Raw genomic sequence first — 20,088 nt, forward strand, 5'->3', positions numbered from 1 at the left:
GAGTGATAGACGCGGCAGATGCCGGCGTTGCGGCGGTTATCGCCTTTTCTGGTTGATCGGAATCCGATCTTCCTCTTCGTTCTTCTGTACTTTTTCATGTCATCATGGGCGGCCGCATCGAACTTCTCGTGCGACGCATTTCGATCCCGTGTCTGCATGTCGCCGTTTTGAATCGGTGGTGCCACCCGTCCGGGATCGCATGTTTTTTCCTGAAATCGAAGAGTTCTTGCATTGCCGGAACCAGGATCCGGCATTGTGTCGTTCGCGCGGTCCCCAGCCCGCCAGCCGCGGCGCGCATGCCTCTTGACTTGAATTATCCCGATGATGTCCAATTTTCGACATGGCTTTCGCCGAGAGGGTATCGAGGGTCTTGATCACCCGTCGGGCCGCGCCCTGGATCGGGGTCTAGCCCGTTCGCATCGCTCGGCCCAAGCGTCATTTATCCCGGCTTCATCGATCTTCGAAGAATCGGGCTCCGTTCATGTAGCAGTCATGATAAGCAGTGCAAAAGGCTGGGCAAAACAGCCATAACTTCGTTTGGATCCAGAACCGAACCCATGTCTATTTCTAATCTTTCTCCGAGCCTTCCGCGCGAACCCGAGACCAAGCAGATCGATCACAACGATTCGATCCGCTCGACCTATCTTGCCATCGAGGACATCAAGGCGATGGGCGATGCGGTCGCCCGTGGCGGCGTCGACCGGCTGCCGGCTTTTGCCGCCTTCGATTTCTTCGCGCGCCACAAGGAAAACGAGAAGGAAATTCTGCGCGTCTACCGGACCACGGCGACCGACGTCGAAGCCGGCGAGACGATTACGCCGGCGGCGGAATGGCTGCTGGACAATCACTATATCGTCGAAGAGGCGATCCAGGAGGTGCGGCGCGACTTCCCCCGCCGCTTCTATCGCGAATTGCCGACCATGACTGTCGGCGGTGTCGAGGTGCCGCGCACCCTCGTGCTGGCCTGGCTCTATGTCGCCCACACCCACAGCACGATCTCGCAGGAAAGCCTGACGGCGCTGGTCGACGGCTTTCAGGCCAGCGAGACGCTGAGGATCGGCGAGCTCTGGGCCTTGCCTTCGCTTGTGCGTTACGTGCTCGTCGAAAACCTTCGCCGCATTTCCAGCCGTGTCGAAGCCAGCCGCCGGCTGCGCCGCCGCGCCAACGAGGCGGCCGACGAACTGGTGCGCCTGACCGATCCGGCCGCGGCCGCCAGCTATCTGAAGACGCTGGAACCGCTGGCCGAGGACAATACTTTCTCGACGCAGTTCCTCTATCGCATGCGTGACGGCTCGCAGACGTCGAGCCTGGCGATCACCTGGCTCGTGACGATGGGCAACATCATCCGCAGCCTTCGCGAGATCGACGATGCCGAATGGTCGGTCTGGGTCGAGCAGGTCAGCCATGTCGACAAGCTGCTTTGGGATCATTCGGACTACGGCATCCTCGATTCCGGCTCGCGCAACAAATATCGCAAACAGATCGAAAAGCTGGCCAAACGCTCGCCGCTGACGGAAATGGAAATCGCCCAGCTGGCGCTCGACATGACGGATGCCGCCAAGGCCTCCGACGAACCGCAGACGCATGAACCGAATGTCGGCGGCTTCCTGTCCGGCGCGCAGCGGCCGAAGCTCGAGGCGCGGGCGAATTATCGCCCGACGGTCACCCAGCATTTCGTGCGGGCGGTACGCCAGTTCAACTGGCTGGCCATTGCCGTGCCCGTCATGCTGCTGACGGTCATCGCCATGGCGATCGTCGGCCGGTTCATGGCCAATGCCGGCATGGGGGCGATCGAAATCGCCCTGCTGCTGATCATGTTCTCACTGCCGGCGTCGGAGGGGGCGACAGGGCTCTTCAACACGGTGCTATCCTTCTTCGTGACGCCGGCGCGCCTCGTCGGCTACGAGTTCAAGGAAGGCATTCCGGAGGATGCGCGCACCCTGCTCGTGGTGCCCTGCCTCATCTCGAACCGCGACAGTGTCGACGACCACGTGCGCAATCTCGAGGTTCATTACCTCGCCAATCCGCGCGGCGAACTCTATTTCGCGCTGCTCAGCGATTGGCCGGACAGCGAGGCCGAGGAAACGCCCGCCGATCTCGAGGTTCTCGACTATGCCAGGCGCGAGATCGCCAATCTTTCCGCCCGCTATGCCTATGACGGCAAGACGCGTTTCTATCTGCTGCATCGCCGCCGCCTCTACAATCCCTCCGAAGGCGTGTGGATGGGCTGGGAACGCAAGCGCGGCAAGCTGCACGAGCTGAACATGCTCTTGCGCGGCGACCGCGACACGACCTATCTGCCGGGCGCCAATACCGTGCCGGCCAACGTGCAATATGTCATGACGCTCGATGCCGATACGCGCCTGATGCGCGATGCCGTCACCAAGCTCGTCGGCAAGCTCTATCATCCGATCAACCGGCCGGTCATCAATCCGAAAACCGGCCGTGTCGAAAGCGGCTACGGCGTGCTGCAGCCGCGTGTCACCCCGTCGCTGACGACGGGCAAGGACGCCTCGGTCTTCCAGCGCGTCTTTTCGATCAACCGCGGCCTCGATCCTTACGTCTTCACCGTTTCCGACGTCTATCAGGATCTCGCCGGCGAAGGCACCTTCACCGGCAAGGGCCTCTATCATGTCGATGCCTTCGAAGCGTCGCTGAAGGGCCGGATCGACGAGAACTCGGTGCTCAGCCATGATCTTCTCGAAGGCTCGATGGCGCGCTGCGCCCTCGTCACCGATCTCGAACTGGTGGAGGATTTTCCGATCCGCTACGAGGTTGAGACCTCGCGCCAGCATCGCTGGGCGCGCGGCGACTGGCAGCTGCTGCCCTATATGTTCAATCCGAAATACGGCGTCACGGCACTCGGCCGCTGGAAGATGTTCGACAATCTGCGCCGCTCGCTGACGCCGATCGCCTGGTTCTTCGCCTCCGTACTCGGCTGGTATTTCATGGGTCCGCTCGGCGCGCTGATCTGGCAGATTCTGCTGATCTTCTGCCTGTTCGTCGCGCCGACGCTGTCGCTGATCAACGGCATCATTCCGCGCACCAGCGATATCATCGCCCGCGCCCATCTCTATACGGTCTGGTCCGATATTACCGCCGCCAATGCGCAGGTCGCACTGCGGATCGTCTTCATCGCCGATTCCGCGGCCATGATGGCCGATGCGATCGGCCGTTCGCTCTACCGCCTGTTCGTCAGCCGCAAGCTGATGCTGCAGTGGCGGACTGCCGCCAGCGTTCAGGCCGGCGGCCAGGGGACGCTGATCTCCTATTACAAAGGGATGTGGCATGCGCCGGTTCTGGCGCTGCTGGCACTCGGTTTTGCAGCCCTGCCCGGCGGCAGCGCCTTCGTCGTCGGCATTCCCTTCGCGCTGTTGTGGATCCTGTCGCCTGTCGTCGCCTGGTATGTCAGCCAGTCGGCCGAGACCGAGGACCGGCTCGAGGTCGCCGATTCAGTGTCGAGCGAGCTGCGCAAGATCGCCCGGCGCACCTGGCGTTATTTCGAGACCTTCACCACCGCCGAACAGAACTATCTGCCGCCTGATAATATCCAGGAAACGCCGCATGTGATCGTCGCGGCGCGCACCTCGCCGACCAATATCGGCGTCTATCTGCTCTCCGTCGTCTCCGGCCGGCAATTCGGCTGGTTCTCCTTCGAGGAGACGCTCGAGCGGCTGGAGCAGACGATTTCGACGATCGACCGCATGGAGAAATTCCGCGGCCATCTGTTCAACTGGTATCACACCGATACGCTGCAGACGCTGGGGCCGCGCTATGTCTCGGCCGTCGACAGCGGCAATCTCGCCGGCCATCTGATCGCCATTTCGTCGGCCTGCCGCAACTGGGCCGAGGCGCCGTCCGCCCATATGCAGGGCAATCTCGACGGTGTCGGCGACACGGCCGGCATTCTCGGCGAAGTGCTGGCGGATCTGCCCGATGACCGCAAGACCGTGCGGCCGCTGCGCCGGCGCCTGGAAGAGCGCATCGTCGGCTTCCAGAACGCGCTTGCCGCCGTCAAGCGCGAGCATGAATTCGCCTCGATCCGCATCATCAACCTTGCCGTTCTCGCCCGCGACATCGAAAAGCTCGCCGCCAATCTCGACCATGAGGTCAAGTCGAAGCAGAGCGAAGAGGTCACCCAATGGGCGGCATCCCTGGTGAAGGTCTGCGAGGCGCATATATCGGACAGCACCTTCGACCTGTCCAAGGTCGATGCGCTGAGGCCGCGCCTGGTGGCGCTGCGCGACAAGGCCCGCGATCTGGCCTTCTCGATGGATTTCGGCTTCCTGTTCCGGCCGGAGCGGCGCCTGCTGTCGATCGGCTACCGCGTCGAAAGCGGTGAACTCGACCAGGCCTGCTACGACCTTCTTGCCTCGGAATGCCGCCTGACCAGCCTGTTCGGCATTGCCAAGGGCGATCTGCCGACGGAGCACTGGTACCGCCTCGGCCGCCAGGTCGTGCCCGTGGGTTCGCGTGGCGCGCTGGTCTCCTGGTCCGGCTCGATGTTCGAATATCTGATGCCGCCGCTCGTCATGCAGGAGCGCGGCGGGGGCATTCTCAACCAGACCAACAATCTTGTTGTCGTCGAACAGATGAATTACGCCCGCAAGCTCGGCATTCCGTGGGGCATTTCGGAAGCGGCCTTCAATGCCCGCGACCATAACCTCAACTATCAGTACACGAATTTCGGCGTGCCGACGCTCGGTCTGAAGCGCGGCCTCGGCCACAATGCGGTCATTGCGCCTTATGCCTCGCTGCTCGCCAGCCAGTACGACCCGCCGGGGGCGCTCGAAAATCTGCAGCGGCTGCGCAAGGTCGGTGCACTCGGCAAGTTCGGCTTCCACGATGCCGTTGACTTCACGCCGACGCGCGTGCCGGAAGGCAAGAAATGCGCCGTGGTCTACAATTATTATGCCCACCATCACGGCATGTCGATCGCAGCCGTCGCCAATGTCGCCTTCAACGGCCATCTGCGCGAGCTCTTCCACTCCGATCCGGTCATCGAGGCAGCGGAGCTTCTGTTGCAGGAAAAGGCGCCGCGCGACATTCCGGTCATGAGCGGCAAGCATGAATCCGATACGCCGGCCAGCATCCAGGACGATCTGCTGCGGCCTGAGATCAGGAAGATCAGCGATCCGGCGTCGCGCGACCGCGAACTCGTGCTCCTGTCGAACGGCCATTATTCGCTGATGCTGACGGCGACAGGCGCCGGTTATTCCCGCTGGAACGGCCTTTCCGTTTCCCGCTGGAAAGCCGATCCGACCGAAGACCGCTGGGGCAGCTTCATCTTCCTGCGCGATACCGCCACGAATGAATGGTGGTCGACGACTTCCGAGCCGAAGGGTGTCGAGGGCGAAACGATCAAGGTCGAATTCGCCGACGAGAAGGCGCAGTTCACCAAGACGGTCGGCGACCTCACCAGCGAAGTGGAGTGCATCATCGCGACCGAGCATGATGCCGAGGCCCGCCGCGTCACCCTGCTCAACATGGGCACGGAAGACCGTTTCATCGAAGTCACCTCCTATCTCGAACCGGTGATCACCTCCGACGATACCGACAATGCGCATCCGGCATTCGCTCGGATGTTCGTCAAGACCGAGATCGGCAAGCGCGGCGACGTCATCCGCGCCGAACGTAACAAGCGCGATCCGAACGAGCCGAACATCAGCATCGCCCATCTGATCGTCGACAATGCCGGCGATACCCGTCATACGGAATTCGAGACCGACCGGCGCAAGTTCATCGGCCGTGGCCGCAGCCTTGCCGATGCGGCGGCCTTCGATCCGGGGGCGACGCTTTCCGGCAGCGACGGCTTCATGCTCGATGCGGTGATGTCGCTGCGCCGCACCGTCCGCGTGCCGGCCGGCAAGAAAGTCAGCGTGATCTTCTGGACGATCGCAGCACCGAGCCGCGACGAAGTCGACAAGGCGGTCAACCGCTACCGTCATCCCGACGCCTTCACCCACGAGCTGGTCCAGGCCTGGACGCGCACGCAGGTGCAGATGCGCCATGTCGGCGTCACCTCGCAGCAGGCGGCGGCCTTCCAGCATCTCGGCCGCTACCTCGTCTATCCCGACATGCAGCTGCGCAAGGACGAGGCGACCGTCGAGGCCGGCCTACAGTCGCAATCGGCGCTGTGGCCGCTGGCGATCTCCGGCGACTTCCCGATCTTCACGCTGCGCATCAACGACGACATGGATCTCGACATCGCCCGCGAGGCGCTGCTGGCGCAGGAATATCTGCGCTCGCGCGGCGTCACCGCCGATCTCGTCATCATGAACGAACGCGCCTCATCCTATGCGCAGGACATGCAGCACGCGCTCGACGCCATGTGCGAAAACGTCCGCCGCATGGGCCAGGCCGACGGGTTGCGCCAGCATATCTTCGCGGTTCGCAAGGACCTGATGGAGGAGAGCACCTATCATGCGCTGATCGCGGCTTCCCGCGTTACGCTGCATACGAAGAACGGCAAGGTGGTCGACCAGATCAACCGCGCCGTGGCGCGGTTTGCACCCTCCAAGGAGGAGCTGCAGGAGATGGAACGGGCCGAGCGCAACAAGGTCCCGGTCAAGCGTGTCGCGCCGGTGCTGCCGCCGGTCGTGCCCGCCGTCGTCATCGAGGAAGAAGGTGATCTCGACTTCTGGAACGGCATCGGCGGCTTTGCCCGCGACGGACGCGAATATGTCGTCCGCCTGCCTGGAGGTCACGCGACGCCGCAGCCCTGGATCAATGTCATCTCCAATGACAGGTTCGGCTTCCACGTGTCGGCCGAGGGTGCGGGCTTTACCTGGAGCGCCAATTCGCGCGACTATCAGCTGACCTCCTGGTCGAACGATGCGGTGATCAACCGTTCGGGTGAGGCCTTCTATCTCGCCGATCTCGACAGCGGTGCCGTCATGACGCCGTTTGCAGCGCTTTCGCGCCGGCCGGATATCCGTTTCGAAGCCCGCCACGGGCTCGGCTATTCGGTCTTTTCCAGCGTTCAGCACGATATCGCGCTGGAACTGACGCAAACGATCGACCGCGAACGGCCGGTGAAACTGCAGCGCCTGCGCCTGCGCAACACCGGTTCGACCAGCCGCAGGCTGCGTCTCTACGGTTATGTCGAGTGGATCCTCGGCAGCAATGCGGCACGCACCGCGCCCTTCATCCTGTCGAAACACGACGAGGAGACGGGGGCTTTGTTTGCCACCAATCCTTACAGCATCGATTATTCCAACCGCACCGCCTTCTTCGCGGCGAGCGAGGTGCTTTCGAGCTTCTCGGCAAGCCGGCGCGAATTCGTCGGCAAGGCGGGAACGATCCAGGCGCCGCAGGCCGTCATCTCCGCTGCCTCGCTTTCCGGCACCGCCGACCTCGACGGTGATCCGGCCGCAGCGCTTGCGATCGACGTCGAGCTTGGCGCCGGCGAAGAGCGCGACTTCACCTTCTTCCTCGGCGATACGCCGACGGAGGAAGAAGCGCGCAGCGTCATCGCCGATATCCGCAAGGCTTCGTTCGACGATGCCGTCGAGGCGAACCGGGCCTTCTGGCGGGATTTTACCGGCAGGCTGCAGATATCGACGCCGGATCGCGGGATGAACAATCTCGTCAACACATGGCTGCCCTATCAGAGCCTCGGCTGCCGCATCATGGCCCGCACCGCCTTCTACCAGGCAAGCGGCGCCTTCGGCTTCCGCGATCAGCTGCAGGACACGCTGGCCTTCGTGCTGCACGAACCCTCGCTTGCCCGCCGGCAGATCCTCAATGCCGCTTCGCGCCAATTCCGCGAAGGCGACGTGCAGCATTGGTGGCTGCCCGGAACGGGTGCCGGCGTGCGCACATTGATCTCGGACGACGTCGTCTGGCTCAGCCACGCGATTCATCATTATTGCAGCGTCACCGGCGATAAGAGCGTGCTCGACGAGGAGATCGCCTTCCTGGAAGGGCCGGCTCTGCTCGAAGGCCAGCACGACTCCTTCTACAGGCCGGAGATTTCCGAGGACAAGGCGAGCGTCTACGAGCACGCGGCGCTGGCGCTCGATCTCGCTATCGCCCGCAAGGGGGCAAACGGCCTGCCGCTGTTCCTCGGCGGCGACTGGAACGACGGCATGAACCGCGTCGGCATCGGCGGGCGCGGCACCAGCGTCTGGCTCGGCTGGTTCCTGGCGGGCGCCTTGCGCTCCTTCATTCCCTATGCCGAAGAGCGCGGCGACACGGCCCGCACAGAGCGCTGGTCGGCGCATCTGACCGAGCTGAAGAAGGCGCTCGAAACCACGGCCTGGGATGGCGGCTACTATCGCCGCGGCACGTTCGACGACGGTGCGCTGCTCGGCTCGAGGGAAAGCCCGGAATGCCGGATCGATTCGATTGCGCAGTCATGGAGCGTGCTGTCGGGCGAGGGGGATCCGGCCCGCGCCGTCACGGCGATGAATGCCGTGCTCGACCAACTGGTCGACGAGGATGCCCGCATCATCCGGCTGTTCACGCCGCCTTTCGTCAATTCCGCCAGGGATCCCGGCTATATCAAGGCCTATCCGCCGGGTGTGCGCGAAAATGGCGGGCAATATACCCATGCCGCGACCTGGGTGGTGATGGCGCTGGCGGAGCTGAAGCGGGGCGACGACGCGTTGCGCTGCTTCCAGATCCTCAACCCGATCACCCATGCGCTCGACAAGGCTTCGGCGGAGCAATACCGCGTCGAACCCTATGTCGTGGCGGCCGACGTCTACGGCCACGATCCCTACACGGCGCGGGGCGGCTGGACCTGGTACACCGGCTCAGCCGGCTGGCTCTACCGCGCCGCCGTCGAGGGGATCCTCGGCATCCGGCTGAAGGGCGACCGGCTCTACGTGCGGCCGTCGCTCCCTTCGGAATGGGACGGTTTTGCGGCAGAGGTGGAACAGGGCGGCGGCAAATACCGCATTTCTGTCTCAAAAGCGTCCAATGACAGCGGCTACACTCTCTCCATCAACGGCTGCGAAGTCACCGATCCCGAAGAGGGATATCCGCTCGGATAACAGCGTTCTCCACGCTGAAAAAACACGGCGATTCGCGACGGCCAAAAGGGAACCCTTTTGGCCGTCGTCGCGTTTGCAAATCGGATAATAAGGAGACAACCATGGCTAGCACGCCGACCGAAGCCGTCGTCACCGGGCGCAGTCCCCTATCCGCAGCTGCGCCGATGCGTGATACCAGGCTCGACGTCCTGCGCGGCGTGGCGCTGATCATGATCTTCATCAATCATGTTCCCGGACAGATCTTCGAATATGTGACGACGAAGAATTTCGGTTTCTCCGATGCCGCCGAGGCCTTCGTGCTGATCTCGGGCATCGCCGTCGGCCTCGCCTACGGTTCCGGCTTCCGGCCGGGTAATCGGCTGAAGATGGCGATCAAGGCGGCAAAACGCGCCTTCACGCTTTATCTCGCTCACATGATCACCACCTTCATGACGCTGGCGCTGTTCATCACAGGCGCGTGGCTGTTTCACCGGCCGGGCTTGCTTGTCGAAATCAATATCCTGGCGGTGCTGATGAACCTGAAGGAGGGTATTCCGGCGCTGCTGCTGCTCGGCCATCAGATCGGCTACAACAATATTCTGCCGATGTACGGCGCGTTGATGCTGATGGTGCCGATCATCCTGCTTTTGAATGCGCGCAGCCCGTTGCTGGCGCTCGGCGTCTCCGGCACGGTCTGGCTGCTGGCGGGCATCTACGAGGTGGCGCCGCACAATATGCTGATCGAGAGCTACTGGTTCCTCAATCCGCTTTCCTGGCAGTTCCTGTTTACGATCGGCATCGTTTCGATGCTGCATATCAAGCGCGGCGGCGCGATCCCGCGGCATCCGCTGCTGTTTGCGGCCGCGGCCGGCTACGTCGCGCTGTCCTTCGTCTGGGTGACCGGCCATCTCTGGGCCTTCGGCAATTCGCTGGCAGCGCTTGGCCTTCCGACGGTCATCACCGGTTTCGACAAGACCTTCCTGTCGCTGCCGCGGCTGCTGCATGTGCTTGCGCTGACCTATCTCGTCATCAGCATTCCGGCGTTCTCGCGCATCCTGCGCCGTCCGGCGGATCATCCGCTGACCATTCTCGGCCGCCATTCGCTGAACATCTTCGTCGCCGGCACGATCCTCGCCATGATCGGCCAGGTGGTGCTCTATATCACCAACAAGGACCCGCTGGTCGGCCCGCTCTTCGTGATCGCCGGCATCTCGACGCAATTCGCCTATGCCTATTATCTCGAACGCAAGCGCCAGCAGGGCAAGGTCAACGGCAAACTCGTCACCGAGCCCGCCACCGTCCCGGTGCCCGTCCGCATCGGCGGAACGGCCAACGCCTATCGCCGCAGCGATCGAAAATAAGCCTCGGATGCGCCTGTGAGATGACTGAGCCGGTGGCCGATGGCCGCCGGCTCAATTTTTGTGGACGAGGATGTTCACCAGCTTGCCGAGGGGATCGCGCACATAAAAGCGCCTGACACCCCAGGGCTCGTCGGCCGGCCCGTACTCGATCGGAAAACCGGCAGCCGACATCGCCTCGAAAGCCGTATCGAGATCATCGACCTCGATCGAAAAATCGGGCACCGGCGTTCCGGAACCGCCTTCCCTGGCGATGCTCAGCTGGACGTTCATCGGCCTCTCCGTGCCGAAGGTCGTGATCCAGCCATGATCCATGATAACGTCGAGACCGAGGATATCCTGATAAAACCGCCGGGCCGGCGTGATGTCAGGTGCCTCGATATTGGCGACGATGCGCATGACCTTCATGGTTTCTCTCTCCGGTAGTCGGTAACAAACCGAAAATTAGGAAGATCGGCAGGGTGGTCAATCGGTATTGGAATCGAGACGGTGCGGCGTGTGAGCCCCCCTCTGCCCTGCCGGGCTCGGGGCGAGCCGCGGGTCTCGCCCGTCCTTCGAAGCCCCCACAGGTGGGGAGATCGGCCAGTGGTTGGCCCTCAATCGCTCTCTACTGTCGTGCGGAACATCAGCTGGTCATTATTTGGGGAAGCCTCGCCGCCCAGCCAATCTCCCTCCTTATTGTGGGGGAGATGCCCGGCAGGGCAGAGGGGGTATCCACACGGCAGAGGGCCGATGCATATCGTCCACAGCTGTATTGGGGAAAGCAAAGTCTCAAAGCATGGCATATGAATGCAGTTCGACGCAGCCGCTTAAACCGGCCAAACAAAAAAGGCCGGAAGGGAGCTCCCCTTCCGGCCTTTGTCTTGAAACCCGAAGCGATCAGGCGGCTTCGGTGGCGTGGGCCTTGCGGACTTCTTCGTCCGTCAGGATGCCGCTGGCGCGCAGCAGGGCGGCGAAGCGGCCGTTGCTGTGGCTGAGGTCGTCGAAGCTGCCTTGTTCCACGACGCGGCCGTCATCCAGGAAGAGCACCATATCGGCTTCGCGGACCGTCGACAGGCGGTGGGCGATGATGAAGGTGGTGCGATTCTCACGCAGATTGTCGATCGCGGCCTTGACGCGGTTTTCTGTCTCGACGTCGAGTGCCGAGGTCGCCTCGTCGAGCACCAGGATCGGCGCGTCCTTGAGGATAGCGCGGGCAATGGCGATGCGCTGGCGTTCGCCGCCGGAGAGCTTGTTGCCGCGTTCGCCGACATGCGTATCGTAGCGATCCTCACGGGTCTCGATGAAGTCGGCGGCGGCGGCGGCCTCGGCCGCACGGCGCATGTCCTCTTCACTCGCACCTTCACGGCCCAGGCGGATATTGTCGCTGATCGAACGGTTCAGCAGGCCCGCATCCTGGAAGACGGTGGCGATGTGGCGACGCAGCGATTTGCGGGTCACCTTGGTGATATCGGTGCCGTCGACGAGGATCTGGCCGCCCTGGGGGTCGTAGACGCGCTGCAGCAGGTTGACGAGCGTCGTCTTGCCGGCACCGGTCGGGCCGACGATCGCGACCGTCTGGCCTGCCTTCACCGAGAAGGAGACATTGTGCAGGCCCTGCGAGCTGTTGCCGAAGCCGAAGGAGACATCGCGGAATTCGATCGCACCCTTGACGTCCTTGATCTCGCCGTTGCCGGCCGGTTCTTCGCGTTCACGCACCGAGTCTTCGAGCGCATAGAATTCCTCGAGCTTGGAACGGGCTTCGAAAATCTGCGTAGCGAACTGGCGCATCAGGTCGAGGCGGCCGATCAGCAGGTTGGCAAAGCCGATGAAGGCGATGACGTCGCCGACGCGCAGCTGGCCAGCCTGGACGAGCACGGTGCCGATGATCAGGACCACCATCATTGCAATGGTCGACGCCATGCGGTTCAGCGCGCTGGCGATCGCCCACCAGTCGAGCACCGGATACTGGGCCTCGAGCAGGCGGTCGGCAAAGGATTTCAGCGCCTTGGTTTCAGCCTCGATGCGGTTGTAGCTGTGCAGCACCGAAACGTTGCTGATCGAGTCGCTGACATGCGAAAAGACGGTGTGATAATGGTTTTCGACCGAAGCCTGGCCGTCTTTGGTGCGGCTCATGACGACGCGGCCGATCAGCCAGTAGGCGACGGCGAGCACCATGAGCACGGCGGAAAGGCGCAGGTCCATCGCCATTGCGGTCGGGATCAGAAGGGCAAGCGCGATGACCGTCGACAAATGGTTGCGCATGAATTCCAGCCAGAGGCCGAACAGCGTTTCGCAGGCGCGCAGCAATGTATGTAGCGCGTTGGAGGTGCCGCGCTGATGGTGCCAGCCAAGCGGCATGGAAATGATCCGGCCGAAGGCTTCCGTCAGCAGCGTCGCCCGCCGGCCATGGGCCAGCCGGTCGGCCTCGCGGGCGACCAGGACGAAGGCAATGGTGTTGAAAACGGCGAAAGTCGCCCACATGAAAAGGATAGGCTTGACCTCACCCTTGCCGGAAATCGCATCGATAATGCGACCGAACAGGATCGGCTCCGCGATGGTAATCGTCGCCAGAACGATGTTGGCCACCACGACCAGGGATACGCGCAGCTTGTAGGCGCCAAGATAGCGCAGAGCTCTTGCATAGACCTTGAATAGCGTCACGTCGAACCTCTTATGCATCTGCGAAAACGGGATGATGCGATGCTACAAAAGGCTACCTGAACCGGCGATTAACGGAGCATTCAGGGTTCAATCCAGGCGACGATTAACCCGATCGTACTATCGCAGGATGCGACGAGATTGGGTATAGCGTTGAAATTGCTGGTCGGCTATACCCGCAACAATTTGCGCTTGCATTTTAATAAATGTTTAGCGCAGCATTAAATTAGAGACTGCATTTTTTGAAGAAGACCGTTTCGCGACCAATTTGAAAGCCGCCGACGGCCTCGATGCGGGTATCACGTCCGGGCAAGGGGCATTTTGTGAATATTAATTTGTTAATTCAATTGCTTATAATTCTCGAAGAATCTCCAAACCCTCGGGCCGTGGTCACCGAGCTCGAACAGGTGATCAAAGATTGCGGCTTCGAATATTATGGCCTGCTGCGCCATTTGCCGCAAAATCCAGTGCAGCAGAATCCGGAACCCCGGGCCGCGGCGCTTGCCGGCCGCTGGCCCGAACAATGGCCGCAAATCTATACCGCGAAAAAATATGTCCTGGTCGATCCGATGGTGCGCTATCTCGTCCACGCGCAGCGGCCTTTCCGCTGGCGGGAGAGTTTGGCAGCCTTCGGCAAGGATGCGCAGCAGCGCCGTATGGAGCAGATGATGGTCGATGCCTTCGGTCATGGACTGGAAGACGGTTACATCTTTCCCGTTCACGGACGGAACGGCATTCTCGGCAGCCTCAGTCTCGCCGGCAAACCTGTCGAGCTGTCGCCGGTGGAGATCGCCCTGTTCGAGGCGGTGGCGCGCAAGAGCTTCTGGCGATTGCTCGAGCTGAAAGACGAGGCGCAGGCGCTGGAAACCGTGCTGCCGGCCGACACGCCGCTGACGCGACGCGAAATGGAGATCCTGCATTATCTCGCGGAAGGCATGACCTCGATGGAAATCAGCAAGATGCTGAAGATCTCAAACCACACCGTCGACTGGTATATGAACGGCTTGCAGAACAAGTTGAAGGCGAAAAACCGGCAGCAGGCGGTGGCGCTTGCCTTCCGTCACCGCCTGATAAGTTAAAACACGATACCGAAAGTGTAAGCGGCGTTCATGCTATCTCTCTGATTTCGATAGGGATTCGGATCTAGGCCGATCTGGCTTGACACCATCTGTCTCAAGAATGGCGAGAAATTGCATTTCGCAGTCGCAAGAGAAATTGAACTTCCTGTGACAAGAAGTTAAGAATTTCCTTCGCGGGTGCAGCATGCCCGCGTCTGAACGTCTGAGGAGACCGTTTTGCCCATTTCCAAGATTCTCGTTGCCAACCGCTCCGAAATTGCCATTCGCGTCTTCCGCGCGGCCAACGAGCTTGGAATAAAAACCGTGGCGATCTGGGCAGAAGAGGACAAGCTGGCTCTGCATCGCTTCAAGGCGGACGAAAGCTATCAGGTCGGCCGCGGGCCGCATCTTGCGCGTGATCTCGGGCCGATCGAGAGCTATCTGTCGATCGACGAGGTGATCCGCGTCGCCAAGCTTTCGGGCGCCGACGCGATCCATCCTGGTTATGGCCTCTTGTCGGAAAGCCCCGAATTCGTCGATGCCTGCGACAAGGCCGGCATCATCTTCATCGGTCCGAAGGCCGATACGATGCGCCAGCTCGGCAACAAGGTGGCGGCGCGCAATCTGGCGATCTCCGTCGGTGTGCCGGTCGTGCCGGCCACCGAACCGCTGCCGGACGATATGGCCGAAGTGGCGAAGATGGCGAAAGAAATCGGTTATCCCGTCATGCTGAAGGCTTCCTGGGGCGGCGGCGGGCGCGGCATGCGCGCCATCCGCGATCCGAAGGATCTCGCCCGCGAGGTGACCGAGGCCAAGCGCGAGGCGATGGCCGCCTTCGGCAAGGACGAGGTCTATCTGGAGAAGCTCGTCGAGCGCGCCCGCCATGTCGAAAGCCAGGTTCTCGGCGATACGCACGGCAATGTCGTGCATCTGTTCGAGCGTGACTGCTCCATCCAGCGCCGCAACCAGAAGGTCGTCGAGCGGGCGCCGGCGCCCTATCTTTCCGAGGCGCAGCGCCAGGAACTCGCCGCCTATTCGCTGAAGATTGCTGCGGCCACCAACTATATCGGCGCCGGCACCGTCGAATATCTGATGGATGCCGATACCGGCAAATTCTACTTCATCGAGGTCAATCCGCGCATCCAGGTCGAACATACGGTGACCGAAGTCGTCACCGGCATCGACATCGTCAAGGCGCAGATCCACATCCTCGACGGCGCTGCGATCGGCACGCCGGAATCCGGCGTTCCCGCGCAGGCCGATATCCGCCTCAACGGCCATGCGCTGCAGTGCCGTATCACCACCGAAGATCCCGAGCACAACTTCATTCCGGATTATGGCCGCATCACCGCCTATCGCTCGGCCTCGGGCTTCGGCATCCGGCTTGACGGCGGCACCTCCTATTCCGGCGCCATCATCACCCGCTTTTATGATCCGCTGCTCGTCAAGGTCACGGCCTGGGCGCCGAACCCGTCCGAGGCCATCAGCCGCATGGACCGGGCGCTGCGCGAGTTCCGTATTCGCGGCGTGGCCACCAACCTGACCTTTCTCGAAGCGATCATCGGTCATCCGAAATTCCGCGACAACAGCTACACCACACGCTTCATCGACACGACGCCGGAGCTCTTCCAGCAGGTCAAGCGCCAGGACCGGGCGACGAAGCTGCTGACCTATCTCGCCGACGTCACCGTCAACGGCCATCCCGAAGCCAAGGACCGGCCGCGGCCGCTGGAAAATGCCGCCCAGCCGGTGGTGCCCTACTCCAATGGCAACGGGGTGAAAGACGGCACCAAGCAGCTTCTCGACACGCTCGGCCCGAAAAAGTTCGGCGAGTGGATGCGCAATGAAAAGCGCGTGCTTCTGACCGATACGACGATGCGCGACGGCCACCAGTCGCTGCTCGCCACCCGCATGCGCACCTATGACATCGCCCGCATCGCCGGCACCTATGCGCATGCGCTGCCGAACCTGCTGTCGCTCGAATGCTGGGGCGGCGCGACCTTCGACGTCTCGATGCGCTTCCTGACCGAAGATCCATGGGAGCGGCTGGCGCTGATCCGCGAGGGCGCGCCGAACCTGCTGCTGCAGATGCTGCTGCGCGGCGCCAACGGCGTCGGCTACACCAATTATCCCGACAATGTCGTCAAATACTTCGTCCGCCAGGCGGCCCGCGGCGGCATCGATCTCTTCCGCGTCTTCGACTGCCTGAACTGGGTCGAGAACATGCGGGTGTCGATGGACGCCATCGCCGAGGAGAACAAGCTCTGCGAGGCGGCGATCTGCTATACAGGCGATATCCTCAATTCGGCCCGCCCGAAATACGACCTGAAATATTATACCGACCTTGCCGTCGAGCTGGAAAAGGCCGGTGCACACATCATCGCGCTCAAGGATATGGCGGGCCTGCTGAAGCCCGCGGCGGCGAAGGTGCTGTTCAAGGCGCTGCGCGAGGCGACCAGCCTGCCGATCCATTTCCACACGCATGATACGTCGGGCATTGCAGCGGCAACCGTGCTTGCCGCCGTCGAAGCCGGCGTCGATGCCGTCGATGCGGCGATGGATGCGCTCTCCGGCAATACCTCGCAGCCCTGTCTCGGCTCGATCGTCGAGGCGCTGCGCGGCTCGGAACGCGATCCGGGCCTCGATCCGGAATGGATCCGCCGCATCTCCTTCTACTGGGAAGCGGTGCGCAACCAGTATGCCGCCTTCGAAAGCGATCTGAAGGGGCCGGCATCGGAAGTCTATCTCCACGAAATGCCGGGCGGCCAGTTCACCAACCTCAAGGAACAGGCCCGTTCGCTGGGTCTGGAGACCCGCTGGCATCGGGTGGCGCAGGCCTATGCCGACGCCAACCAGATGTTCGGCGATATCGTCAAGGTGACGCCGTCTTCCAAGGTGGTCGGCGACATGGCGCTGATGATGGTCAGCCAGGACCTGACGGTTGCCGACGTCGTCAGCCCCGAGCGCGAAGTCTCCTTCCCGGAATCGGTGGTCTCGATGTTGAAGGGCGATCTCGGCCAGCCGCCGTCGGGGTGGCCGGAGGCGCTGCAGAAGAAGGCGCTGAAGGGCGACAAGCCCTATACCGTGCGTCCCGGCTCGCTGCTGAAGGAAGCCGATCTCGATGCCGAGCGTAAGGTGATCGAGACGAAGCTGGAGCGCGAGGTCAGCGACTTCGAATTCGCTTCCTACCTGATGTATCCGAAGGTCTTCACCGATTTCGCGCTCGCTTCCGATACCTACGGCCCGGTCTCGGTGCTGCCGACGCCCGCCTATTTCTATGGCCTCGGGGATGGCGAAGAGCTGTTTGCCGATATCGAACGCGGTAAGACACTCGTCATCGTCAACCAGGCGATGAGCGCCACCGACAGCCAGGGCATGGTCACCATCTTCTTCGAGCTCAACGGCCAGCCGCGCCGCATCAAGGTGCCGGACCGCGCCCATGGGGCGACGGGGGCAGCTGTGCGCCGCAAGGCCGAACCCGGCAATGCCGTCCATGTCGGTGCGCCGATGCCTGGTGTCATCTCACGCGTCTTCGTCTCTGCAGGCCAGGCGGTCAGCGCCGGCGACGTACTCGTCTCGATCGAAGCGATGAAGATGGAAACGGCGCTGCATGCGGAGAAGGACGGCACCATCGCCGAAGTACTGGTCAAGGCGGGCGATCAGATCGATGCCAAGGACCTGCTCGTCGTCTATGGCGGTTGAGCGAGGGGCGTTCTACTACCAGTGATCTGCAGCCAATCACCCGATTGTGTATTGATCGGGCTGCCAGAAAGCTGATTTTTTCGCAGCGTTAGCCGCCTCCTCGCCTTGCCCGGCGAGGAGGCTTTCTCATAGACTTGCGCTCCCACCATCCGTCCCCAAGACCAATCAGGAAATCATCCCCCATGAGCAAGCTGAAGATTGCCGTCATTGTCGGCAGCACGCGTATTGGCCGTTTTGCCGAACATCCGGCCAAGTGGATCGCCGAACTGGTCGGCGAGCGCTCCGACCTGGAAGTCGAGCTTCTCGATCTTCTCGACTACCCCATGCATTTCTTCGGCGAAGCGCGCGCCACGACGGCGGAAAGCGATGCCGCAGAGCGCTGGAAGAAGAAGCTGCGCGAATTCGACGGCTTCATATTCACCGTTGCCGAATACAACCATGCGCCGACGGCCGTGCTGAAGAACGCGATTGATCTCGGCGAATTCATCCAGAAGCCGGTCGGTTTCGTCGGTTACGGCGGCGTCGGCGGTGCCCGTGCGGTCGAGCAGCTGCGGCTGATCTTCGTGGAAATGAGCGCTGCTTCAGTCAAAACAGGCGTCCATATCGCATTCAGCGAATATCTTGCCGTTCTCAAGGAGGGCAAGAGACTTGGCGATTACGCCCATCTCAACGAAGCTGCCAAGAACCTGCTCGATCAGATCACATGGTGGGGCAATGCGCTGAAGGCAGCGCGCGCCGTCGCCACGGCCTCCTGATTGGCACTCCGGCAATGCCGGGATGGCCGCATCCCGGTATTGCCTCAGATATCGTAGGTATGGGCGGCGTTGATCGTCGAGATGAAGCGCTTGGTGCGTTCGCGTTCCGGCGCGGTGAAGATCGCCCTGGCGCTGCCGGTCTCGACCACGCTGCCGGCTTCCAGAAAGACGACGTCGTTGGCGATCTTCGAGGCAAGCCGGAGATCATGGGTCGCCATCACCATGGTCGTGCCTTCGCGGGCAAGCTGGCCGAGAACGTCGACCACTTCGGCCGAAAGTTCCGGATCGAGCGCAGAGGTCGGCTCGTCGCAGAGAAGCACGCGCGGCGACGGCGCCAAGGCGCGCGCGATCGCCACACGCTGCTGCTGACCGCCTGAGAGCGTCGACGGCCAGGCGTCGGCCTTGTGGGTCATGCCGACCTTGGTCAATAGCTCCATGGCGCGTTCGCGCGCCTTTTCCCTCGGCCATTTCAGCACCGTCACCAGGCCCTCCATGACATTCTCGATCGCGGTCTGATGCGGGAAAAGCTGAAAATTCTGGAAGACCATGCCGGTCTGGCGGCGGATTTTCTGGATCGCCTGCCAACTCGTTCGTTTGCCCGGTGCAAAGGACAGCGTTTCTTCGCTGAGGCGGATCGCGCCTGCTGTCGGGATTTCGAGCAGATTGATGCAGCGCAGCAGCGTGCTCTTGCCGCCGCCCGAGGGGCCGACCAGCGCGGTGACGCTGCCTTCGGGAATACGGATGCTGATATCCCTAAGGATGACGGCGTCGCCGAAGCGTTTTTCGATGTTGGAAAGCTCGATCATGCATTGGCCTCCAGCATGCCGCCGTACCGCGCGAAGCGGCGTTCCAGCCGTACCTGCAGCTGCGAGAGGACGGAGCTCAGCGCAAGATAGAGCAGCGCCGCCTCGATATAGAGGATCAGCGGCTCATAGGTGGTGGCAACGATGCGCTGCGCCGCCTGGAAAAGTTCCGGCACGGTGATGGCGGCGGCCAGCGATGTATCCTTGACCAGCGAGATGAAGGTGTTCGACAGCGGCGGCACGGCGACGCGGGCGGCCTGCGGCAGGATGGTGCGGCTCATTGCCTGCCGCCAGCTCATGCCGATCGAATAGGCGGCTTCCCACTGGCCCTTGGGCACCGAGGAGATGACGGCGCGGATGATCTCGGAGCTGTAGGCGCCGATATTCAGGGTAAAGCCGATGAGGGCGGCGGGAAAGGCATCGAGCAGGATGCCGATGCTCGGCAGGCCGTAGAAGATCACGAAGAGCTGGACAAGAAGCGGCGTGCCGCGGATGACCCAGACATAGAAACGGGCGATGGCCGCGACAGGCCCCGGACCGAAAAGCCGGGCAATCGCGGTGATCAGGCCGAGGATCAGGCCGAAGACGAAGGACAGAAGCGTGAGGGGGATGGTGAAGATCAATCCCGCCCAGAGGAGCGAGGGGAGCGATTCCGCCATCAATTGGAGCCAGTGCGGCAAGGGATGTTCCCTCTCGTGGGTTGGTGCGTTCGAGGTGTACCCCTCCCCAACCCCTCCCCACAAGGGGGAGGGGCTTGAATGCCGCTCCCGACGCTTTTCACTTCATCGTTTCAT

At 62.2% G+C, this 20,088-nt stretch carries 9 protein-coding genes; 5 read left to right on the plus strand and 4 right to left on the minus strand.

Annotated elements, in window-relative coordinates:
* Positions 1–557 precede the first annotated feature (557 nt).
* Together AF337_RS19245 and AF337_RS19250 are read left to right on the plus strand one after the other, a co-directional pair.
* Positions 558–8,999 carry a glycoside hydrolase family 94 protein gene (locus AF337_RS19245; RefSeq protein ID WP_049733307.1) on the plus strand — a complete coding sequence of 2,814 codons (8,442 nt, stop codon included), beginning with the start codon at positions 558–560 and terminating at the stop codon, positions 8,997–8,999.
* Positions 9,000–9,100: 101 nt separating this feature from the next.
* Positions 9,101–10,339, plus strand: a complete 1,239-nt coding sequence (locus AF337_RS19250; RefSeq protein WP_049733308.1) for an OpgC family protein — start codon at positions 9,101–9,103, stop codon at positions 10,337–10,339.
* 51 nt (positions 10,340–10,390) lie between these two features.
* Here AF337_RS19250 and AF337_RS19255 read toward each other — a convergent pair whose 3' ends face one another.
* Both AF337_RS19255 and AF337_RS19260 read right to left on the minus strand, forming a co-directional pair.
* Complete coding sequence (locus AF337_RS19255; protein ID WP_049733309.1) at positions 10,391–10,744, minus strand: VOC family protein; 354 nt, start codon at positions 10,742–10,744, stop codon at positions 10,391–10,393.
* Between the two features lie 471 nt (positions 10,745–11,215).
* Positions 11,216–12,979, minus strand: coding sequence for a glucan ABC transporter ATP-binding protein/ permease (locus tag AF337_RS19260; protein WP_049733499.1), 1,764 nt, complete (start codon positions 12,977–12,979; stop codon positions 11,216–11,218).
* 320 nt (positions 12,980–13,299) lie between these two features.
* Between AF337_RS19260 and AF337_RS19265 the strand changes: the two genes are divergently transcribed.
* The 3 genes from AF337_RS19265 (at position 13,300) to AF337_RS19275 (ending at position 18,491) form a co-directional block, all read left to right on the plus strand.
* Positions 13,300–14,055 carry a LuxR family transcriptional regulator gene (locus AF337_RS19265; protein WP_049733500.1) on the plus strand — a complete coding sequence of 252 codons (756 nt, stop codon included), beginning with the start codon at positions 13,300–13,302 and terminating at the stop codon, positions 14,053–14,055.
* 216 nt (positions 14,056–14,271) lie between these two features.
* The gene (gene pyc, locus AF337_RS19270; protein WP_049733310.1) at positions 14,272–17,736 is read left to right on the plus strand and encodes a pyruvate carboxylase; all 3,465 of its coding nucleotides are present in this window, start codon (positions 14,272–14,274) and stop codon (positions 17,734–17,736) included.
* A gap of 182 nt (positions 17,737–17,918) precedes the next feature.
* Positions 17,919–18,491 (plus strand): NADPH-dependent FMN reductase, encoded by a 573-nt coding sequence (locus AF337_RS19275; protein WP_049733311.1) that lies wholly within the window; start codon positions 17,919–17,921, stop codon positions 18,489–18,491.
* Between the two features lie 44 nt (positions 18,492–18,535).
* On the opposite strand, the gene AF337_RS19280 is transcribed toward AF337_RS19275, so the two are convergent.
* The gene (locus AF337_RS19280) at positions 18,536–19,297 is read right to left on the minus strand and encodes an amino acid ABC transporter ATP-binding protein (protein WP_049733312.1); all 762 of its coding nucleotides are present in this window, start codon (positions 19,295–19,297) and stop codon (positions 18,536–18,538) included.
* On the minus strand, positions 19,294–19,974 hold the full coding sequence (locus tag AF337_RS19285) for an amino acid ABC transporter permease (protein ID WP_049733313.1): 681 nt from the start codon (positions 19,972–19,974) through the stop codon (positions 19,294–19,296). The genes AF337_RS19280 and AF337_RS19285 overlap by 4 nt, the downstream gene beginning before the upstream one ends.
* Positions 19,975–20,088 lie beyond the last annotated feature (114 nt).

It is taken from the genome of Rhizobium ecuadorense (genome assembly GCF_001187535.1).
Taxonomy (GTDB): domain Bacteria; phylum Pseudomonadota; class Alphaproteobacteria; order Rhizobiales; family Rhizobiaceae; genus Rhizobium; species Rhizobium ecuadorense.